Source organism: Paenibacillus sp. FSL R7-0302 (genome assembly GCF_038006885.1).
Taxonomy (GTDB): domain Bacteria; phylum Bacillota; class Bacilli; order Paenibacillales; family Paenibacillaceae; genus Paenibacillus_AQ.
Genome location: NZ_JBBOWB010000001.1, coordinates 2,214,142 through 2,233,235, shown reverse-complemented (window position 1 = coordinate 2,233,235; position 19,094 = coordinate 2,214,142). Strand labels below are relative to the sequence as shown.

The window sequence follows — 19,094 nt, the reverse complement described above, 5'->3', positions numbered from 1 at the left end:
CCGCTGCAGGCAAAATGTTATTATTCAGCAAGTTACATATTATGGTTCAGGCTTAACGCTTCAGATTAACTACTTCCTGTAATACTTCATCGGAAGTGGTGATAATCCGCGAATTCGCCTGGAATCCACGCTGGGTAACAATCATTTCTGTGAACTCACCGGTCAGATCCACATTGGACATTTCCAGCTGGCCGGAAACGATAGTACCTGTTCCGGCTTCTGGATCATTGGCAGTTGTCGGTTCCAATGCTCCTTCAGCATTTGCATTTAAGGACATACGGTACAGGTTGCCGCCGATCTTCTCAAGCCCCTGAGGATTGCTGACTTTACCCATGCCAATCTGAACACCGGATTCAGTAGTGCCGTCCGCCATCGTCTGCACAATCGTTCCGTCACTGGAGATGGAGAATGCCGTAACATCGTCACCGATCTGAATGGGTGCGCCCCCGGAGTCAACGACATGTAAGCCATCCGATGTAATCAGATTGCGGCTGGCGTCCACATGGAAATCTCCTGCACGGGTCAGGAACGGTACTTCCTGGTCACCCGTAAGCTTCACCAGAAAGAATCCGTCTCCGTCGATCCGCAGATCTGTGGGGTTATTCGTTGTCATCGCACTACCAGCTGTGTGCATAGTATCAACGGAACCGATGGATACGCCAAGACCGATCTGCTTAGCATTGACCCCGCCTTGTCCCTCTTCCCCGGGTGCCGTAACCCCGGAGACAGTCTGGCTCATAATATCCTTGAACATCACGCGCCCTGACTTGAAGCCGATAGTATTGACATTCGCAATATTATTACCAATGACATCGAGCTTAGTCTGGAATCCGCGCATACCTGAAACCCCTGAGTACATAGATCTTAACATTATTAATCGTCCTCCCGGTTATAGAGTCTTCTGACTCTTAAGAATTGAAAGATGAAGCTGGAGCGGTGGCCGCGTCAGTCGGTCGGCAGCCACTTTCGGCTCTCCAGTAAGGACCAGCCGAGGTCAAGATATAATTACCGCACTGTCAATCTGCGTGAATACATTGTCTTTCATTGAATTGCCGTCCATCGCAGTAACCACTGTCCGGTTCTTTACACTTACAATCAATGCCATGTCCTTCATAAGAATCAGAGATTCTTTGCTGCCCTTAGCGGCTGCTTTGTCTACCGCCGAGGAGATCTGATCCAGCTGGCGGCTGCCAAGCTCGATTCCCCGCTGCTCCAGACGCTTCGCTGCATGATTGCTGAACTTCAGCATATTCTTCTGCAGCACACTCTCGAACGACGCTTCAGGACTTGAGGAGCCCTTAACAGATTGCTGACGCTGCAAGGCGGAAGGATGTACAGCTGCCGGATATAACTGTCCGATAGTTATTCTGTCACTCATGTTGCTTCCCCGCTCTCCCCGTTTGCCCCAGTCTCGCTAGCCGCTGGAGTCTCACTGGACGCTGGAGTCTCACTGGCCCCTGGAGTCTCGCTACCCGCTGCAGGTGTAGTGCCGGCATTCTGAATTTGCGTAATATCCGTCAGAGCAATCCGCTCCTTGCCTACCACTGCATATTGCACACCGCTGCTGACAACAATCGATTCGACATTGCCTGATTTCGGCAATTTCGTCTCGGCATCCGTCCAGGTGATATCCTTCCCGATCAATCCTGACACAGAGCCAAGGGACTGATTCAGTGCTGTAAGCTGGGTGGATATGTTCATAAGCTGCTCTACAGATGAGAACTGAGCCATTTGAGCGATGAATTCCTTATCCTCCATCGGCTGCATCGGGTCCTGGTTCTGCAGCTGGGTAATCAGTATTTTCAAGAACTGATCCTTGCCCAGTGTAGAGTTGCCTGTGGTCTTGGGTGTCTTATCATTCGCTACATAATTCCATTGGTTGCTGTTAGACACGGGATTCGTTGCCATATCATTTCACCTCGCTTATCCTGTCGATCAAATCTTGGTTGAGAATCCGCCGCTCTGGTTACTGTCCTGCTGAGCTGCTGACACCCAGTCCTTCCATTCCCCATTAAGCTCTGCGGCAAGCACGGCATCTGCCGATTCTTCCTGGCGTTCCCGTGAACGTCTGCCTTGCTGCTGTCCGCCCGCGCCTGTCTGCTGACCCTGACCTCCGGTCCACTGTGACTGAGGGGAGCTGTTGTTCTGCGTCACTTCGAGGCGCTCTACTTGAAGTCCCTGGGACTGCAAGGCCAATCGAAGCTGACTCATCTGCTGCTCAAGCATATCCTTGGTTCCGGCATGCTGGGTCATGAACTGTGCCACCAGATTACCGTTTTGCATGGAAATCTTCACATCCACTTGTCCCAGATTCTCCGGGAATAAGGTAATCGTAGCTTCAGCGACTCCGCCCTTCTTGACAATCTCAAGCTTGCCGCTGATGAAGGTGTTCATCTCCTGGGCGAATTGCTGAACCGGCACTGGCGCGGCTTCCGCCTTGAGCGGTGCAGTAATTCCGTGCCGCAGGGATAATTGGCCGGCCGTTACAACCTCCGGCTCCGCGGTTGCTGCTTCGCCAGCGGGCAAAGCCTCCTCGGCTGATACGGTCTTCTTCATCGAAGCTGCCATTCCTGCGAGAACAGGAGTGGAGCCCTCATCTGCAATTACAGCTTCGGCGGTACTGGCTGCTGCTGCATCCAACATGGAACGAGTGCTAGCTGAAGCCCCCAATAACCTACGGACATCCGTTGCCAAATCTGCTTTGCTATACATTTCCACCTTGGGCTCGCTTTCCGTTGCCTGCTTAAGCGGCACCGCTGGAGCATCCACAACTGCTGGAGCCTTGTTAGCCATGGACTTGTGATTAACAGGCGCACTCTCCGCCATAATAGCCGAGAATTGATTCAGAAGCGCCGCTCCTTTGGCAGCAGTCTCCTGATCCCCGCTGACAGCTGCCGTCTGAACCTGTTGAAGCAGGCTGTTCAGTTCATCTTGAACGGCAAAGCGCAGGGTTTCAGGGTTCTTGGCAAGCGGCGACAAGCTGATGGATGTATCAGCAGCAGTAGCCGAGGCATCCTGTGAACCTGTAGAGGGATTGCCGGACACAAAAGCAGATACTTGAAGCAGCCAGCCTTGAAGCGCTGCAATCAGCGCCGGATCAGCCGCAAGGCTGGTGTCCAGCTTCTCAATATCCTGCACAAGACCTTCCAGCAGATTCGTTTGCTTGACATCTGCGCTGCCTGTCTCTTCTCCCTTAGCCTGAACAGCACTCAGGAGTCCCTGCAATAATGAAGCCAAATTACCGGCTGCAGGAGTCTCAGTGCCTTTGACAGCGGTAACTCCCACCATGCTTTGCACAAGCGTCTGGGCAAATGGCGTCGCCGGATTAACCGTTCCGGTTGTTCCCTGCGTTGTGCCGCCGGAAGCAGCCAGATTGCCTGCGGTTAAGGTTTGTAGAATAATACTCATCTTTTTCACCTCCCTTCAAAGGTTATTTCCCGCCCATCAGACGGTTGACAATTTTGGCTGTCTGTTTGCTGTCTTTCTTGGTCATCTCCCCCAGAATCGAGGAGCGGACCGAATCACTGACCGTATTCAGCACCGTGATAACCTTATCCGGACTAAGGCTGTACATGGAGCCAAGCAGCACTGCCGCATCCGCAGCGGGCATACTGGTAAAGGTCTGGCCTAGCTTCTCCTGATCCAGATTAGCTGAAGGCTTGGGAGTAGCGGTACCCGCCTCCTGCTTCAGCCGGGATTGCAGGGCTGCAATAGCCATATCGGTTGAATTTGTGGTTTCTTTTAGCTTTATGGAGACATCTGCCGCTTTTTTGGCATCCATTTTTTCCAGGATGGCCGTTTTGCTGGCATTACTCATGACACTGAAGATTTGAACCATCTCATCGGTAGTCAAATTCTCCATAATCGGTGCCGCTTTGGAGGCCTTCATGCCGGCGTAGAGCTTGGCCAGATCCGTCACTTTCTTCAGATAAGGATCTTCCTCTTCCTCAGTGGCTGCAGCCGTTTCAGCGGCAGTCTTTAACTCTTCAACCTGCTTTTGAAGCGCTTCAGCCTTGGTGGTCTCCGCCGCCTTGTCTTCCTCAGCCTTCTTCAGCTTCTCCTCCTGGGCGGTAAGCTGTGCTTTGAGCTCTTTGATCGTGCTCGCGGAGCTGGCGGCTTGCTCCTTGCTCTCAGCCGGCGGATTCTCTGCGGCTTCACCCGGCGCTGCCGGGTCTGGGGGCGGATCAGGCACCCATTTCTCTATAACAGGAATTTTGTTGGCAATCGCCAGCACGTTGTTACGGATATCCATATTAAATAGGGTGAGCAGTACGCCAAGCAGTACAAGCGTGAAAATGATTGGAATCATCAAGAACAAAAAACGCTCTAATTTGCCTGCCGACCCTTCATCTTCAAATTCCATCTGATTATTTGCCACTGGCGGAAACCTCCCGGGTTAGAGGGATTTCATCGCGAAGCGGACGGTAGCCATCTCATCCAGTTCGTTTTGTTCCCGTAAACTCATATTCTGCAGAAATGCGGTTTGTGCTTTGTCTTTGGCCTTAAGCCATACCTTCTCATCCAGAACCTTAGTACTCAGGTGATCCTGCTTATTCTGAACCTCAACATGTGCCCGGCTGATATCGGAATGCTTGCGGGCAATGCATTTGTCGAGATAATCTACGTAATCCTGCATTTCGCGAAGCTTAGCCATCGGTGTCTTCTGCTGTGCTGCACTTTGCAGGGACAACATCAGCGTGCTGCGCTGGCCGATTAATTCATCAAGGCTTTTTTCCTGTGCCTGCAGTTCTCCGAGCGCGCTTGAGAGCATCCACTCTGCCTGTGTTTTTTCGTTACCCTTCAAGTCCACCACTTTTTGAAAAGTATAATGGAATCTCATGATCAATCAACTCCTCGAGAACTGTGAAATTAAAGTCTGCTGCACTTCGCTAAGGGTTACCTTCTCGTTCACTTTTTGCTTGGTGAAATCCCAGATACTGTCGATGTAATGCATCGACTCATCGATTTGCGCGTTAGAGCCCCTCTGGTAGGCTCCGATGTTAATCAGATCCTCGGAATCCTTATACACCGCCATCAGGCGCTTCACATTCTCGGCTGCTGCAATCTGCTCCTCCGGGGCGATATCCTTCATCACCCGGCTGATGCTTGCGAGAACATCGATCGCCGGAAAATGTCCTTTGTTGGCTATATTCCGGTTCAGAACAATATGTCCGTCCAAAATACCGCGTACAGCGTCTGCTATCGGCTCGTTCATATCGTCACCGTCAACCAGCACCGTGTAGAACGCGGTGATTGAGCCTGTAGGACCCGTCCCGGCCCGTTCCAGCAGCTTAGGCAGACTGGCGAACACAGAAGGTGTATACCCTCTCATCGCAGGCGGCTCACCGACAGCCAGTCCCACCTCGCGCTGCGCCATCGCATAACGCGTTACCGAGTCCATCATGAGCATGACATTCAGACCACGGTCACGGAAGTACTCGGCAATCGTAGTAGCGATCAGCGCCCCCTTGATCCGGATCAGCGCAGGCTGATCGGAAGTAGCCACAATGACTACCGAACGCTGAAGGCCTTCAGGTCCCAGATCACGCTCAATGAAATCAAGCACCTCTCTGCCCCGTTCACCGATCAGCGCAATCACATTGACATCTGCCGAGGTGTTGCGGGCAATCATCCCCATCAGGGTACTCTTCCCCACACCCGAGCCGGCAAAAATCCCCACACGCTGCCCCTTGCCGATCGTCAAAAGTCCATCGATAGCCCGGACTCCAATGCTGATCGGCTCGGCGACCCGCGGGCGGTTAAGCGGATTGGACGGAATGTTGAAGGTAGAGCTATGCGGCATTCTGGCCGGTATCAGCGAACCGTCCAGCGGCTGACCCAGACCGTCGAGAACCTTCCCGAGCAGCTCCGAGCCGACTTGAACGCTCAGCGGCTTGCCGGTGCCCACCACATCACAGCCTGGCCCGATGGCCTGCAGTTCGCCAAGCGGCATTAACAGCACCTTGTTATCACGGAAACCCACAACCTCTGCCTGAAGCGGCTTACTTCCTTTGGCAGGATAGATATAGCACACATCACCGATGCTGGCGTCAGGCCCTTCCGACTCCACCATCAGCCCGATAACCTGTGTAACCTTACCGTTAATCCTTACCGGATCGAAGTTACGCAGCTGATCTTTGTATCTTCTGCTGTCAAGCATCGTCGTCCCCATTTCCGTGTTCTTCCGAGTCCAGAGCGATTCTTAGCAGCTCTTTTTTAATTTCGGCAAGCTGGGTATCAACCCGGGCATCGATACTGCCGAAGGAAGACCGGATCACACATCCCAGATCTCTGACTGTTGAATCCGGGAGGATCTGCAGTTCAGCCTGAGAGTCCACAGCAAGCGAGAGTTCTTCGCGGGCCGCATTGACAAAAGCAAACTGTGCAGGAGACACACAGAGTGAGATCAGCCCCTGCTCGCGTTTGCGGGCCAGGTTCTTACGGATCAGATCCATCGCAAATTGCGGTTCAACGGTCAGCTGCTTGTCCACGATTTTCTCAGCAATATCGCAGCTTAGCTCTACAAGAAACGGTTCCGCCTCCTGAATAATTACATCTCTTGCCCGGTAGGCTTCCTGAAGCACGGTCCGCGCTTCTTCCATCATCTCGGCGAGACGCCGGGACATCTCCTGCTCTGCTTGAGCCAGACCTTCCTGGTACCCTTGCTGATAGCCCTCGGATTTGACGGCTTCGATCAGCAGCTCATCTTGTTCTCTGCGCTCGCGCCACCATTCTTCAGCTTCCGTCCGTGCTGATTCCACAATATTCTCCGCTTCCTCGGAGGCGCTGCGGACTTGACTCTCCGCGAAATCCTGAGCATCCTTCAGCATTTGCTTGCGTGACTGCTCCGCTGCCTCTCTCGCGGGGTCCTGGTAGTGTACTTCACCCGGAGGCTCTTCAGGAGCCGGCTCTTCAGTCAGACCTGCATGATGCCTGGCCTGTTCAAGACGCTTCAGCACATCTACCGGAATATATTGAGAATGCTTGATCAGCTTAGACAATAATGTCATCTCCTCCGCCACGGGCGATGATAATTTCACCAGACTCTTCGAGTCTGCGGATCGTGCCTACGATGCGGGTCTGTGCTTCTTCCACATCACGCAGCCGCACAGGTCCCATGTATTCCATTTCCTCGCGGAAGGTCTCGGCCATACGCTTGGACATATTGCGGAAGATCACATCCCGCACTTCCTCGCTGGCCACCTTGAGCGCAAGCTGCAAGTCCGCGTTGTCGATATCCTTGATAATCCGCTGAATCGAGCGGTTGTCGACATTGACGATATCCTCGAAGACGAACATCCGCTTCTTGATTTCCTCGGCCAGCTCCGGGTCCTGAATTTCCAGGGAATCCAGAATGGTCCGCTCTGTACCGCGGTCTACGCCGTTCAAAATCTGTACAATCGATTCGATACCGCCTGCATTCGTATAATCCTGGGTGACTGTAGCAGACAGCTTCTGTTCCAGTACACGTTCGATTTGGGTGACCACCTCTGGAGAGGTGCTGTCCATAATCGCTATTCTTCTGGCCACCTCCGCCTGCTTCTCCTGAGGCAGGGAAGACAGAATGGAGGCCGCCTGTTCAAATTGCAGATAAGAGAGTACAAGTGCAATAGTCTGTACATTCTCGTTCTGGATGAAGTTGAGAATCTGGTTCGGATCAGCCTTACGGGCAAAATCAAAAGGTCTTACCTGCAGCGTTGCCGTCAGGCGGTTGATGACTTCGAGCGCCTTGGCCGAGCCGAGAGCTTTCTCAAGAATCTCCTTGGCGTAATTGATACCGCCCTGTGAGATATATTCCTGTGCGAGACAGATCTGATGGAATTCGGACATAATCGACTCTTTTTCCCCGCTGTCCACCTTGCGTACATTCGCAATTTCCAGCGTCAGCTGTTCGATCTCCTCATCCCGCAGATGCTTAAATATTTGTGCCGATACTTCAGGCCCTAGTGTGATAAGCAGGATCGCCGCCTTTTGACGGCCGCTGAGTCCCTGCTGGCTAGCTTTTGCCATCTCTTCACCTCTGTTCTTCAGCAAGCCAGGTGCGGAGCAGATTCACGAATTCATCCGGCTTCTTCTTCGCCAGACTTTCCAGCTGCTTACGGACCTGACTTTCATTCGTCACGCTATCCATATTAATTGAAGGGAACTCGGTAGGAACCTGCAGCGGAATATCTTCTTCGACCTCTTCCTCCTGCTTGTTCTTGCGGCTGCGGTAGATCAGATAGCCTCCGCCTGCACCGACCAGCAGAGCAGCCGCACCGATGGCCCAGATCATCCAGGTTGCCAGTCCGCCGGATGCGTTCTCGGCAGTGGCACCTCCAAATTGTTGCGAGAATACCGAAACTTTTTTGGTCAGGTCTGCGTCTGTATAAGTGATACCTGAATCTGCCAGGGACGCGCGGACAATGTTGACCAGAATGTTCTGTATCGCTCCTGAAGTAGCCTCGTCCAAAGTTGTTTGTCCTGCAGGTGGTTCAACCGCGACATTTATGGTTAAATCTTTTACAGTATATGGACTTGCGATAATATCTTTAGTGATTCTAGTAACTTCATAGTTCCTTGTCTCCGATGATTCCTCAGAAGAAGAAGCACCTGTGTCAGCCCCCGCAGGATAACCTGCAACATCTTCAGATCCTGTACCTGCGACTCCTCCGGAAGTGTTCCCTTGGCCCGAGAATGTTTTGCTGATAATCTGCGAGCTGATCTCAATCCCCTTCATATTCTCAGCATCCACCGGTACTACGACATCTTCCTTTCTGTTCTCCTTATCGAAATTAAGCTTGGAGAACACCAGGACATCGACCTTATCGGGACCTGTGAGAGTACTCAGGAATTGCTTCACATCTCGCTTCACATCATCTTCGAATTTTTTCTTGAGTGCGAAGTTCTCTTCAACCTGGCTGGAGATCCCCGCCTGGCCGCCCTTGGCCGTCGGTTTCAGCTCCACCTCGTTGTTGGTGATTGTAATGTTGTCGATGGGAAGATTCGGGACAGCGGTCTTCACGAGATTGAAGTAGCCGTCAATATTCTCCTGGGAAGGTCTGAATCCCGGATCAAAGCTCATCACCACGGAAGCCTGCGCTTTCTCCTGATCCTCCTGTGAGGCGAATACTGTCTCCTTCGGCAGGGTAATGAGAACCTTGGCGTCTTTGATCCCCTGCATCCTTCTCATCAGCTGTTCAACTTCACCATTAAGCGCATTGTTGTATTTAACATTGAATTCACTGTCTGTAGTACCGATCATGGACGAGGATTCATTGAATACCTTGTACCCGATTGAGCCTTGCTGAACGATTCCCTGAGAACCAACAGCTATCTTGATACGTGCAGCGTCCGTACTGGGAACTGAGATACTTTTACCATCCGGGCTTAAACGGTAAGACACCCCTGATGTATCCAAATAACTCATAACTCCCGCTGAATCGGTACTGTCCAGGTCCTGAAAAGCAACCTCGTATTCCACCTTCGATAACTGCATGGTCGTAACTACGATTATTATAATGATAATAAACAGAGTGGAGAAAAATAATATCTTCTGTTTACCGCTGAATCTGTTCCAATACTGGGTTATCTTCTCCCGGTACTGGGCCAATCTTTCATTCACAGTGTCACCCCATCCGAAACGTAGCTAGGATTATTTAGATTTGAGTTCTCATAATTTCCTGATAGGCTTCAATCACTTTGTTCCGGACTTGTGTAGTCAGCTGCAAACTCAGCAATGCCTGTTGGGACGAAATCATAGCCTCATCAATGTTGACCTCTCCCAGTACAAATTTGTTACTCATGTCTTTCGCCTGCTGTTCCTGATCTGCTACCTGGTTAAGCGCATTCTCCAGATATGAACCGAAGCTCTGTCCCGGCTCTTGCACGGCTGAGGATTCTGCAGCTACGGATTTCATAGCCAGCGGCTGAACCGCCTGGTTCCCGATCAATAAATTCTGTATCAATTCTTCTCCCCCTAGACAGTCAATTCATTCTACCGGCCGATTTCAAGCGCCTTGGTCACCATGGATTTGGATGCATTCAGCATCGTAACATTCGCTTCGTAAGAACGGGAGGCAGACAGCATGTCTACCATTTCCTTGGTCACATCCACATTCGGCATATAGACATAACCGTCAGCGTCCGCATCAGGATGGCTCGGATTATACACCGGCTTGAGCGGAGAAGAATCCTCGATAATTGATTTCACCTTGACGCCATCATTACCGCCGCTCATCTTGGAGCCCAGTATATTCGCGAAGCTGTCAGCCTGGGTAGTTTCCAGAACTGTGAGCTTACGGCGGTAAGGTACGGCTTTGCCGTCCACCACGGAGGCTCTTGTGGTCTCGGCATTGGCGATATTGGAGGAGATCACATCCATCCGCAGTCGCTGGGCGGTTAAAGCCGAGGCGCTAATACCAAAGCTGCTGCCAAAGTTCATTATTCATTACCCTCCCTGTACAACTGTACGCATCATTGTGATCTGACTGTTCAGCTGTTCAACATAGGAGTTGTATCTCAGCTGGTTCTCGGCGCTCAGTGCCTGTTCACGATCCATATCCACATTGTTGCCGTTGTTATTCATAGATGTAGTCTCATCGGTACTGACCACAGCGGCCGGCATGCCGGTCACTGTCCCGAAGCGGAAATGACGGGAGTCTGATACTTTCGCACCCAGCGTGGCTTTAAGTCCGCTCTCCTGATCTCTCAGGAAGCTCTCAAAGCTGACATCTGAACGTTTAAAATTTGGTGTATCATTATTTGCTACATTATTAGCCAGAACACTTTGTCGTTTGGTGGCGGCATCTAGGCCTCCTTGTAATCTTTGAAAACTGACACTGTTCAGCAAACCCATAGTAATCCCCCTTCCAAACCTATCATAATGAAAAGAATTCCACAACTTTGTTCAAATCCCTGCTTATTTTCGACAAATAAAGTCATTTTTTTCACAACATATTCGTCTCAAAGTCGAACCATGTCGATGAATGATTCTTATGTCAATCTCACATACATTGATTCTCTTAGAATTTGTATATTATTACAATAAGAAATAAGCCCTATCTTTTCTGAAAAGAGAGGGCTTAAAGCATGTTTTTACAATTATTTTCCTTTTATATTACATTTTATGTTTTATTATAGAATTATTTAACTTTTTATGCATGAATTTAGAATCAAATTTGTATAACCATAATTCGAATTACCTATATTAATGATTTTATAGCTCTGCCTTCTCACAGAATATATTGGCTTAAGTCGCGGTCCTGCGCGATTCCTGCCAGTTTTTCGCGAACATACTCCGGAGTGATGACCATTGTGTCGAGCGTCAGCTCAGGCGCCTCGAACGATAGATCCTCCAGCAGCTTTTCCAGGATCGTATGAAGACGCCGTGCCCCGATGTTCTCCATATTCTGATTCACGGAGGCCGCGATCTTGGCAATTTCCTGAATGGCTTCCTTCTGGAACTGGATTTCAATGTTCTCCGTCTGCAGTAAATGCACATATTGTTTCGTAAGTGCGTTCTCAGGCTCCGTAAGAATAGATACAAAGTCCTCAAGTGTCAGACTGCTCAGCTCTACACGGATCGGGAAGCGCCCCTGAAGCTCAGGGATCAGATCTGAAGGCTTGGCAATATGAAAAGCGCCTGCGGCGATGAACAGCACGTAGTCTGTCTTCACAGGCCCGTATTTGGTCATGACTGTCGATCCCTCGACGATGGGCAGAATATCGCGCTGCACGCCTTCGCGGGATACATCGGGACCGGAGCCCTTGCCCTGGCTGGCCACCTTGTCGATCTCATCGATGAAAATAATCCCGGATTGCTCGGCGCGGGCTACCGACTCCTGAATCATATCGTCCGTGTCAATCAGCTTGGCCGCTTCGTCCTGAATCAGCACCTTACGGGCTTCACGGATCGGCAGCTTGCGCTTCTTCGTACGCTTCGGCAGCAGGTTCCCGAACATCTCCTGCATGTTCATACCCATCTGGTCATTGCCCTGCCCGGCGAACATATCCATCATCGAAGGCGTCGTGTCCTCGACATCAATCTCAATGACGTCATCCTCTAACTGGCCGGCGAGCAGCTTGAACTTGATCCCTCTGCGGCGTTCGCTCAGGCTTCCGTCCTCCGGCTCTTCCTTGGATTCTTCCGCACCGCCGTTGTTCCCGCCAAAAATCATCTCAAACGGATTGCGCTGCGATTTCCCTTTTGAGGAGGAAGGGACCAGAATGGCCACAATCCGGTCATTCGCCAGCTCTTCTGCGCGGTCCTTCACCTTTTCGGTGCGCTCCAGCTTCACCATACGGATAGAAGTCTCTACCAAATCACGGACCATCGACTCCACATCACGCCCCACGTAGCCGACTTCCGTGAATTTGGTCGCTTCGACTTTGATAAACGGGGCATTAACAAGCTTAGCCAGACGCCGGGCGATCTCTGTTTTACCTACACCGGTAGGGCCGATCATCAGGATATTCTTTGGCACAACCTCATCCCGCAGCTCCTCGGACAACAGACTGCGCCGATACCGGTTGCGGAGGGCAACGGCCACTGATTTCTTGGCCTGCTTTTGACCTACGATATATTTGTCAAGCTCTGTTACGATCTGGCGTGGCGTAAGCGATTGATTCACCATTGTGACTTCCTCCCTTTATATATGGCACCTTGCCTATAACTCTTCGACAATAATATTGGAATTGGTATATACACAGATCTCGGAGGCAATTTGCAGCGCTTCTCTGGCAATGTCACCGGCACCCAGATGGGAGGCATGGCGCTTGAGCGCCCGCCCGGAAGCCAGCGCAAAGTTACCGCCGGAGCCGATCGCCAGTACATCATCATCCGGCTCGATAATTTCACCATTGCCGGAGATCAGCAGCATGCCTTCTTTATCCATTACAATCATGAGCGCTTCCAGCTTGCGCAGAATGCGGTCCTGGCGCCAATCCTTGGCCAGCTCCACCGCTGCCCGCTGCAGATTGCCATGGTGCTCCTCAAGCTTCCCCTCGAACTTCTCGAACAGCGTAATCGCATCAGCTACAGAGCCTGCAAAACCGGCAATGACCTGACCTCTGTACAGGCGGCGGACCTTCTTGGCCGTCGTCTTCATAATGACACTCTCTCCGAATGTAACCTGGCCGTCACCGGCAATCGCCGCATGGCCGTTATGTCTTACCGCACAAATCGTAGTTGCATGAAAACTGGGTAACATGATGGGCACCCTCCTCAGATTAGGTAATGCAGGTCTGAACCTATTGTGCCGGTTGTGCAGAACTATCCGCTTCTGCCGGATCAGCATCCACCGGCTCCGGCTCAGCATACTTCAATTCATGGGCTGCAGCATAAGCAGCAAGGCTGTCGAGCGCCCGGTAAGCCAGACGTTCATTCTTCTCTTTTTTGCTGCGGAACCGCGTCTCAAGCTTCGGCAGCAGGCCAAAATTGGCATTCATCGGCTGGAAGTGTTCAGGATCTGCCGAAGTAATATAGGCGGGCATGCTGCCCAGCACCGTATCCTCGGGGAAGATCAGGCTCTCTTCGCCAAGCGCTGCTCTCGCTGCGTTCATACCGGCGATCATACCGGAAGCCGCAGATTCTACATACCCTTCCACCCCGGTCATCTGGCCGGCAAAATACAGTCTCTCCCGGCCCTTCATCTGGTAAGTGGGCTGCAGCAGCTTGGGGGAATTAATGAAGGTATTGCGGTGCATGACCCCATAACGCACATATTCCGCCTGCTCCAGGCCCGGAATGAGTGAGAATACGCGTTTTTGCTCTCCCCACTTCAGATGGGTCTGGAAGCCAACCAGATTATACAGCGTACCGGCAGCATTATCCTGACGAAGTTGCACAACCGCGTAAGGCAGTTTGCCTGTATGAGGATTCATCAGTCCTACAGGCTTCATAGGGCCGAACAGTGCCGTCTGCTTGCCGCGTCTCATCATAATTTCAATCGGCATACAGCCTTCAAAGTAAATCTCTTTCTCAAAATCTTTGAGTGCAGCCGTCTCAGCCGAGATCAGCGCATCATAAAAAATATCGAATTCCTCTTCCGTCATCGGGCAGTTCAGATAGGCGGCTTCGCCTTTATCATAGCGGGAGGCCAGATAGACCTTGCTCATATCGATGCTGTCTTTCTCTACAATCGGAGCCGCTGCATCATAGAAATAAAAATACTCTTCGCCAAGCAGTCCCTTGATCTCCGAAGACAGGGAGGGTGAAGTCAGCGGCCCGGTGGCAATAACAACAATCCCTTCCTCCGGTATATGCGTAAGTTCTTCGTTTATGACTTCCACCAGAGGGTGGTTATGCAGCATGGACGTAATTTCACCGGAGAAGCCGTCACGGTCAACGGCAAGAGCGCCTCCCGCCGGAACGGCATGCCTGTCGGCTGCACCCAGTACCAGAGAGCCCAGACGCCGCATTTCTTCCTTGAGTACACCCACTGCATTTCCGAGGCCATTCGCCCGCAGTGAGTTGCTGCAGACCAGCTCGGCGAACTGATCTGTATGATGCGCCGGTGTCTTCACGACCGGACGCATCTCATACAATCTGACGGGAACTCCGCGCGAAGCGATCTGCCAGGCGGCTTCACTTCCGGCCAGACCTGCTCCGATAACGGTTACTTGTGCTTTTTCTGTCAATTTCCGTTCCTCCTGTAGCCCTATTATTCTGCTAACTCATCGCTTTCGATTACAGCCTCTGTATGATCGCATGAAGTGCACTGCAGCTTGGTTCCCTGCTTGTTGCGCTTCTCTATCATCCAGGAGCCGCAAGCCGGACATGGCTTCACTGACGGCTTATCCCAGGAGACAAAGTCACAGCCCGGATATTGGTCGCAGCCGTAGAAGACACGCCCCTTCTTGCTGCGCCGCTCCACTACCTTGCCTTCATGGCATTTCGGACAGCTTACACCGATATCCTTAATGATCGGCTTGGTGTTGCGGCATTCCGGAAATCCGGAGCAGGCCAGGAATTTGCCGAACCGGCCCAGCTTATAGACCATCGGCTTGCCGCATTTCTCACACAGCTCATCGGAGACTTCATCTTCAATCTCGATTTCCTTCATTTCTTCTTCCGCATATAGGAGTCTTTTCTCAAAGGATTCATAGAACTGGGCCAGCACCTTCACCCAATCCTCCGCACCTTCCTCCACATGGTCAAGGTCCCCTTCCATATGGGCGGTGAATTCCACATTGAGAATTTCCGGGAAGAACTCTTCCATTTGCTCTATGATTAGTTCTCCAAGCTCGGTCGGCATGAACTTCTTCTCTTCAATCGCCACATACCCGCGCTTCTGGATCGTCTCCAGGGTCGGAGCATACGTACTTGGACGGCCTATACCCAGTTCCTCAAGCGTCTTGACGAGACGGGCTTCTGTATATCTTGGCGGCGGCTGGGTGAAATGCTGCTTCGGCTCAATCTCGCGCTTCTCCAGCTCATCGCCCGCCTTCAGCTGCGGCAGGAACTTCTCTTCGTCTGTTGTGCCGTCGTCATTGCCTTCCACATACACCTTCATGAAGCCCGGGAACGAGACCTTGGACCCTACCGCTCTGAATATCGCTGTACCGGCTGTAATATCTACCGACAACGTATCCAGCAGCGCGGAAGACATCTGACTGGACACAAAACGCTCCCATACCAGCTTATACAGCCGGAATTGATCACGGCTCATGAATTCCTTGACCGTATCCGGCTCACGCAGTGCAGAGGTCGGACGGATCGCTTCATGCGCGTCCTGGGCGCCCGCAGCCTTCTTGGAATATTGACGCGGCGTCTCGGGAATGAACTTCTCACCGTATTTGGATTGGATCAGCTCCTTGGCTTCATCCTGGGCCGTAGTGGATATACGCGTGGAATCTGTACGCATATAAGTGATTAACCCGACAGTGCCTTCCTTGCCCAGCTCCACTCCCTCATAGAGCTGCTGTGCAACAGACATCGTCTTGGACGCGCGGAAGCCCAGCTTACGGGCAGCCTCCTGCTGCAGTGAGCTTGTCGTGAACGGAGCGGATGGATGCCGCTGTCTCTCCTTCTCTTTCACTTCTTTGACCTGGAAGGCCGCGTTCTTAATTGCTTCCAGCACTTCCTGCACATCGCTCTCTTGACCCAGTTCCTTCTTCTCGCCGTTCAGCCGGTGGAACTTGGCTTCGAATTCAGAATCCCGAATTGCTAGCCGGGCAGTAATGCTCCAGTATTCTGTAGGAATGAATTCAGAAATTTCATTCTCCCGGTCCATAACAATCTTGACCGCTACCGATTGTACCCGTCCGGCGGAGAGGCCTTTTTTGACTTTCTTCCATAATAGAGGGCTAATCTTGTAACCGACAAGCCGGTCCAGAATCCGCCGCGCCTGCTGGGCGTTCACCAGATCCATATTAATCTTGCGCGGTGTCTTGAAGGCATCCTTCACCGCCTGCTTGGTAATTTCATTGAAGACCACGCGGCATTCCTGTGTGTTGTCCAAATTCAGCGCATTTGCCAAATGCCAGGCAATAGCTTCCCCTTCGCGGTCCGGGTCAGCTGCGAGATAGACTTTTTTCACTTTTTTGCTTGCATCCTTAAGTTCCTTCAAGATAGAGCCCTTGCCGCGGATCGTTATATATTTGGGATTAAACTGATTCTCCACATCCACACCGATCTGGCTTTTTGGCAAATCTATGATATGCCCCATTGATGCCTTAACAATATATTTGCTGCCCAGATATTTACCAATCGTTTTCGCTTTTGATGGTGATTCTACAATAACCAACGCATCTGCCATAGGTTTTCCTCCCAAAAGTTCGTAAGCAGATCACCTCCTGAACCAGTCCTCGGACCCGGCTGTACCAGGAAGTCTATGCTTACCACAGTTACTTCTATATTAAATTACCTTATAAATTGCACCCGGTAATTGTGTTACCGCTTTTTTTATGATTAAAGATAACAGAACTGAATGCAAATGTCCAAAATCCCACCTCGTTGACGCGAGCAGCTCATCGAGTGTAAACGGGCCTTGATGCAGTATATGGTAAAGGTGCAGCTCCTCACTTGTCAATTTCTTTTCCATCAGACCGGCTGGACTCTCCTGCTCTACTGCTCCTGTTGAAGCAGATGCAGCCCCCTTGGAAGGCAGGCAGAAGACGTATTCTTCCACAATATCTGAGGCGCAGGTTACCAGCTTCGCACCTTGCTTAATCAGCTCCAGTGCCCCTCTGCTCTTGGGGGAGGTCAGCGGCCCCGGCACGGCAAACACATCCCGGCCTGCTTCAAGCGCAGCATCGGCGGTGATCAGGGACCCGCTGCGGCTGTCTGCCTCCACCACCAGTGTTCCCAGCGTCAAGCCGGCGATAATCCGGTTGCGCTGCGGGAATAATCCGGGATGACTCGGAGTTCCGATAGGATATTCGCTAAGCACCAGCCCGTTCCGCGAAATCTGCCGCTCCAGTTCACGGTTATCCGGAGGATAGACCTTATCCAATCCGGTTGCCACCACCGCAATGGTCCCTCCTGCTCCGCCTAGCGCCGCTTCATGACAGACACTGTCAATCCCCCTCGCCAGGCCGCTTACAACCGTGAGACCGGCTGCACTTAGCTGTCCCGCCAGCATCTCCCCCACCTTGCGCCCATAAGCGGTAGGCACCCGGGTCCCCACCATAGCAACAGAGGGACGGGAAGCCAGCTCCAGACGGCCTCGGTAGTACAATACCCAAGGCGGCTGAGGGGTTTCCCTCAGCTGTACAGGGTAGTGATCATCCAGAATAGTGACCATCGCTACACCGCTTTCTTTCATTAAAGAGAGGCGCCTCTGCACCCATGCATCGTTGAAGTCTGCCGCCAGCCGGGCGGATATTACACCGCTGATTCCAGCAAGCTCCCATTCCTCAGCAGAACAGGAGAAGACAGCATTCGTCAAAAGACCTGCCCGGCGGATCTTGTCGATACTTTTCCAGCCAATCCCTTCCATCTCATGCAGACCGAACAACAGCTCCCGAATTTCCATATGTATTCTCTCCCCGTGTGGAAGGTCCAGCCTTCCATATAGTCTTAAACAAAATTGTCTTAAACCAAAAAAAGCAACCTTTCATCCGCGTCATCCGGGACAAAAGGTTGCTTACCTTCGATATACATTATACCTGCTTCAGCAGGAAAAGCTGTGACAAAACAACCCCAAAACATTTCGAACTAGCGTAAGAAACGCTCTAGTGGGTGGTGAAGGCATTCAGGATGCCGCGTTCCTCAAGCACGCTGACAAGAGTAGAGCCCATTTCAGCAGGTGTTGGCGCTACCTTAATGCCGCAGGACTCCAGCACAGCGATCTTCTCGCTCGCCGTCCCTTTACCACCTGAAATGATTGCTCCCGCGTGACCCATCCGTTTGCCTGGAGGTGCCGTAACCCCGCCGATGAAGCCCACTACAGGCTTGGTCATGTTCTCTTTGATCCACAGTGCAGCTTCTTCCTCCGCCGTCCCGCCGATCTCACCGATCATAATGACAGCCTTGGTGCCCGGATCTTCATTGAAAAGCTTCAGGATGTCGATAAACTCCGAACCCTTCACCGGGTCGCCCCCGATGCCTACCGCTGAGGATTGGCCGATTCCGCGCTCCGTCAGCTGATGTACGGCCTCATAGGTCAAGGTTCCGCTTCGGGAGACTACACCGACATACCCCGGCTTATGAATATAACCCGGCATAATGCCGATTTTGCATTCTCCAGGTGTGATGACACCCGGACAGTTGGGACCGATCAGCACCGTGGAGCGGCCCTCCATGTATCTGGACACTTTGACCATATCAAGCACCGGAATGCCTTCTGTGATACAAATGACCAGGTCCATCTCCGCATCCACCGCTTCCATAATCGAATCTGCGGCAAAAGCAGGCGGTACGTAAATGACACTTGCAGTTGCACCAGTGGCTGCTTTGGCGGCAACAACCGTGTCGAAGACAGGCAGACTTTTCTCCGTGCCGTTGTCCAGGGTAATCTGAACCGTAGTCCCCCCCTTGCCCGGAGTTACACCGCCAACCATCTGAGTACCGTAGTCCAGCGCACCTTTTGTATGAAATAAACCCGTAGCGCCGGTAATTCCCTGGGTAATGACTTTCGTATTTTTATCTACAAGAATGCTCATGCGATAGG

At 51.9% G+C, this 19,094-nt stretch carries 19 protein-coding genes; all 19 read right to left on the bottom strand.

Features of this window, described 5'->3' with window-relative positions; translation table 11 throughout:
* Nucleotides 1-52 precede the first annotated feature (52 nt).
* The 19 genes from flgG to sucD all read right to left on the bottom strand — a co-directional run bounded on the left by flgG (nucleotide 53) and on the right by sucD (nucleotide 19,086).
* Nucleotides 53-871: a flagellar basal body rod protein FlgG gene (gene flgG, locus MKY96_RS09685; protein WP_340940079.1), complete on the bottom strand. Its 819-nt coding sequence runs from the start codon at nucleotides 869-871 to the stop codon at nucleotides 53-55.
* Nucleotides 872-994: 123 nt separating this feature from the next.
* The gene (locus MKY96_RS09680; RefSeq protein ID WP_076158282.1) at nucleotides 995-1,378 is read right to left on the bottom strand and encodes a TIGR02530 family flagellar biosynthesis protein; all 384 of its coding nucleotides are present in this window, start codon (nucleotides 1,376-1,378) and stop codon (nucleotides 995-997) included.
* Nucleotides 1,375-1,908: a flagellar hook assembly protein FlgD gene (gene flgD, locus MKY96_RS09675; RefSeq protein ID WP_340940075.1), complete on the bottom strand. Its 534-nt coding sequence runs from the start codon at nucleotides 1,906-1,908 to the stop codon at nucleotides 1,375-1,377. Before flgD ends, MKY96_RS09680 begins: the two co-directional genes overlap by 4 nt.
* A 27-nt stretch (nucleotides 1,909-1,935) precedes the next feature.
* Nucleotides 1,936-3,408, bottom strand: a complete 1,473-nt coding sequence (locus MKY96_RS09670) for a flagellar hook-length control protein FliK (RefSeq protein WP_340940073.1) — start codon at nucleotides 3,406-3,408, stop codon at nucleotides 1,936-1,938.
* A gap of 22 nt (nucleotides 3,409-3,430) precedes the next feature.
* A complete protein-coding gene (locus tag MKY96_RS09665; protein ID WP_340940071.1) occupies nucleotides 3,431-4,309 on the bottom strand; it encodes a MotE family protein in 879 nt (292 codons plus the stop codon).
* 87 nt (nucleotides 4,310-4,396) lie between these two features.
* The gene (gene fliJ / locus MKY96_RS09660; RefSeq protein ID WP_340940068.1) at nucleotides 4,397-4,840 is read right to left on the bottom strand and encodes a flagellar export protein FliJ; all 444 of its coding nucleotides are present in this window, start codon (nucleotides 4,838-4,840) and stop codon (nucleotides 4,397-4,399) included.
* A 6-nt stretch (nucleotides 4,841-4,846) separates the two neighbouring features.
* Complete coding sequence (gene fliI, locus MKY96_RS09655; RefSeq protein ID WP_036692488.1) at nucleotides 4,847-6,160, bottom strand: flagellar protein export ATPase FliI; 1,314 nt, start codon at nucleotides 6,158-6,160, stop codon at nucleotides 4,847-4,849.
* Nucleotides 6,153-7,001: a FliH/SctL family protein gene (locus tag MKY96_RS09650; protein ID WP_340944512.1), complete on the bottom strand. Its 849-nt coding sequence runs from the start codon at nucleotides 6,999-7,001 to the stop codon at nucleotides 6,153-6,155. Before MKY96_RS09650 ends, fliI begins: the two co-directional genes overlap by 8 nt.
* Nucleotides 6,994-8,010 carry a flagellar motor switch protein FliG gene (fliG, locus tag MKY96_RS09645; protein ID WP_036692485.1) on the bottom strand — a complete coding sequence of 339 codons (1,017 nt, stop codon included), beginning with the start codon at nucleotides 8,008-8,010 and terminating at the stop codon, nucleotides 6,994-6,996. The genes MKY96_RS09650 and fliG overlap by 8 nt, the downstream gene beginning before the upstream one ends.
* Before the next feature lie 4 nt (nucleotides 8,011-8,014).
* Complete coding sequence (fliF, locus tag MKY96_RS09640) at nucleotides 8,015-9,604, bottom strand: flagellar basal-body MS-ring/collar protein FliF (RefSeq protein ID WP_339310157.1); 1,590 nt, start codon at nucleotides 9,602-9,604, stop codon at nucleotides 8,015-8,017.
* Between the two features lie 34 nt (nucleotides 9,605-9,638).
* Nucleotides 9,639-9,947, bottom strand: coding sequence for a flagellar hook-basal body complex protein FliE (fliE, locus tag MKY96_RS09635; RefSeq protein ID WP_036724654.1), 309 nt, complete (start codon nucleotides 9,945-9,947; stop codon nucleotides 9,639-9,641).
* Between the two features lie 29 nt (nucleotides 9,948-9,976).
* Nucleotides 9,977-10,423: a flagellar basal body rod protein FlgC gene (flgC, locus tag MKY96_RS09630; protein ID WP_036692480.1), complete on the bottom strand. Its 447-nt coding sequence runs from the start codon at nucleotides 10,421-10,423 to the stop codon at nucleotides 9,977-9,979.
* 6 nt (nucleotides 10,424-10,429) lie between these two features.
* Nucleotides 10,430-10,837 carry a flagellar basal body rod protein FlgB gene (gene flgB, locus MKY96_RS09625; protein WP_036724652.1) on the bottom strand — a complete coding sequence of 136 codons (408 nt, stop codon included), beginning with the start codon at nucleotides 10,835-10,837 and terminating at the stop codon, nucleotides 10,430-10,432.
* 376 nt (nucleotides 10,838-11,213) lie between these two features.
* Nucleotides 11,214-12,614 carry an ATP-dependent protease ATPase subunit HslU gene (hslU, locus tag MKY96_RS09620; RefSeq protein WP_036724651.1) on the bottom strand — a complete coding sequence of 467 codons (1,401 nt, stop codon included), beginning with the start codon at nucleotides 12,612-12,614 and terminating at the stop codon, nucleotides 11,214-11,216.
* 33 nt (nucleotides 12,615-12,647) lie between these two features.
* Nucleotides 12,648-13,190, bottom strand: coding sequence for an ATP-dependent protease subunit HslV (gene hslV, locus MKY96_RS09615; RefSeq protein WP_036724650.1), 543 nt, complete (start codon nucleotides 13,188-13,190; stop codon nucleotides 12,648-12,650).
* 40 nt (nucleotides 13,191-13,230) lie between these two features.
* Entirely contained in the window at nucleotides 13,231-14,619 is a 1,389-nt protein-coding gene (trmFO, locus tag MKY96_RS09610; protein ID WP_340940067.1) for an FADH(2)-oxidizing methylenetetrahydrofolate--tRNA-(uracil(54)-C(5))-methyltransferase TrmFO, read from the bottom strand.
* 23 nt (nucleotides 14,620-14,642) lie between these two features.
* The gene (topA, locus tag MKY96_RS09605; RefSeq protein ID WP_340940066.1) at nucleotides 14,643-16,739 is read right to left on the bottom strand and encodes a type I DNA topoisomerase; all 2,097 of its coding nucleotides are present in this window, start codon (nucleotides 16,737-16,739) and stop codon (nucleotides 14,643-14,645) included.
* Nucleotides 16,740-16,838: 99 nt separating this feature from the next.
* The gene (gene dprA / locus MKY96_RS09600) at nucleotides 16,839-17,957 is read right to left on the bottom strand and encodes a DNA-processing protein DprA (RefSeq protein WP_340940064.1); all 1,119 of its coding nucleotides are present in this window, start codon (nucleotides 17,955-17,957) and stop codon (nucleotides 16,839-16,841) included.
* Between the two features lie 199 nt (nucleotides 17,958-18,156).
* Nucleotides 18,157-19,086, bottom strand: coding sequence for a succinate--CoA ligase subunit alpha (gene sucD, locus MKY96_RS09595; protein WP_036692470.1), 930 nt, complete (start codon nucleotides 19,084-19,086; stop codon nucleotides 18,157-18,159).
* Nucleotides 19,087-19,094 lie beyond the last annotated feature (8 nt).

Coding starts and splice junctions, on each gene's coding strand:
- flgG (WP_340940079.1), bottom strand. CDS start 871: ATGTTAAGATCTATGTACTCAGGGGTTTCAGGTATGCGCGGATTCCAG.
- MKY96_RS09680 (WP_076158282.1), bottom strand. CDS start 1,378: ATGAGTGACAGAATAACTATCGGACAGTTATATCCGGCAGCTGTACAT.
- flgD (WP_340940075.1), bottom strand. CDS start 1,908: ATGGCAACGAATCCCGTGTCTAACAGCAACCAATGGAATTATGTAGCG.
- MKY96_RS09670 (WP_340940073.1), bottom strand. CDS start 3,408: ATGAGTATTATTCTACAAACCTTAACCGCAGGCAATCTGGCTGCTTCC.
- MKY96_RS09665 (WP_340940071.1), bottom strand. CDS start 4,309: ATGATTCCAATCATTTTCACGCTTGTACTGCTTGGCGTACTGCTCACC.
- fliJ (WP_340940068.1), bottom strand. CDS start 4,840: ATGAGATTCCATTATACTTTTCAAAAAGTGGTGGACTTGAAGGGTAAC.
- fliI (WP_036692488.1), bottom strand. CDS start 6,160: ATGCTTGACAGCAGAAGATACAAAGATCAGCTGCGTAACTTCGATCCG.
- fliG (WP_036692485.1), bottom strand. CDS start 8,010: ATGGCAAAAGCTAGCCAGCAGGGACTCAGCGGCCGTCAAAAGGCGGCG.
- flgC (WP_036692480.1), bottom strand. CDS start 10,423: ATGAACTTTGGCAGCAGCTTTGGTATTAGCGCCTCGGCTTTAACCGCC.
- flgB (WP_036724652.1), bottom strand. CDS start 10,837: ATGGGTTTGCTGAACAGTGTCAGTTTTCAAAGATTACAAGGAGGCCTA.
- hslU (WP_036724651.1), bottom strand. CDS start 12,614: ATGGTGAATCAATCGCTTACGCCACGCCAGATCGTAACAGAGCTTGAC.
- hslV (WP_036724650.1), bottom strand. CDS start 13,190: ATGTTACCCAGTTTTCATGCAACTACGATTTGTGCGGTAAGACATAAC.
- topA (WP_340940066.1), bottom strand. CDS start 16,739: ATGGCAGATGCGTTGGTTATTGTAGAATCACCATCAAAAGCGAAAACG.
- dprA (WP_340940064.1), bottom strand. CDS start 17,957: ATGGAAATTCGGGAGCTGTTGTTCGGTCTGCATGAGATGGAAGGGATT.
- sucD (WP_036692470.1), bottom strand. CDS start 19,086: ATGAGCATTCTTGTAGATAAAAATACGAAAGTCATTACCCAGGGAATT.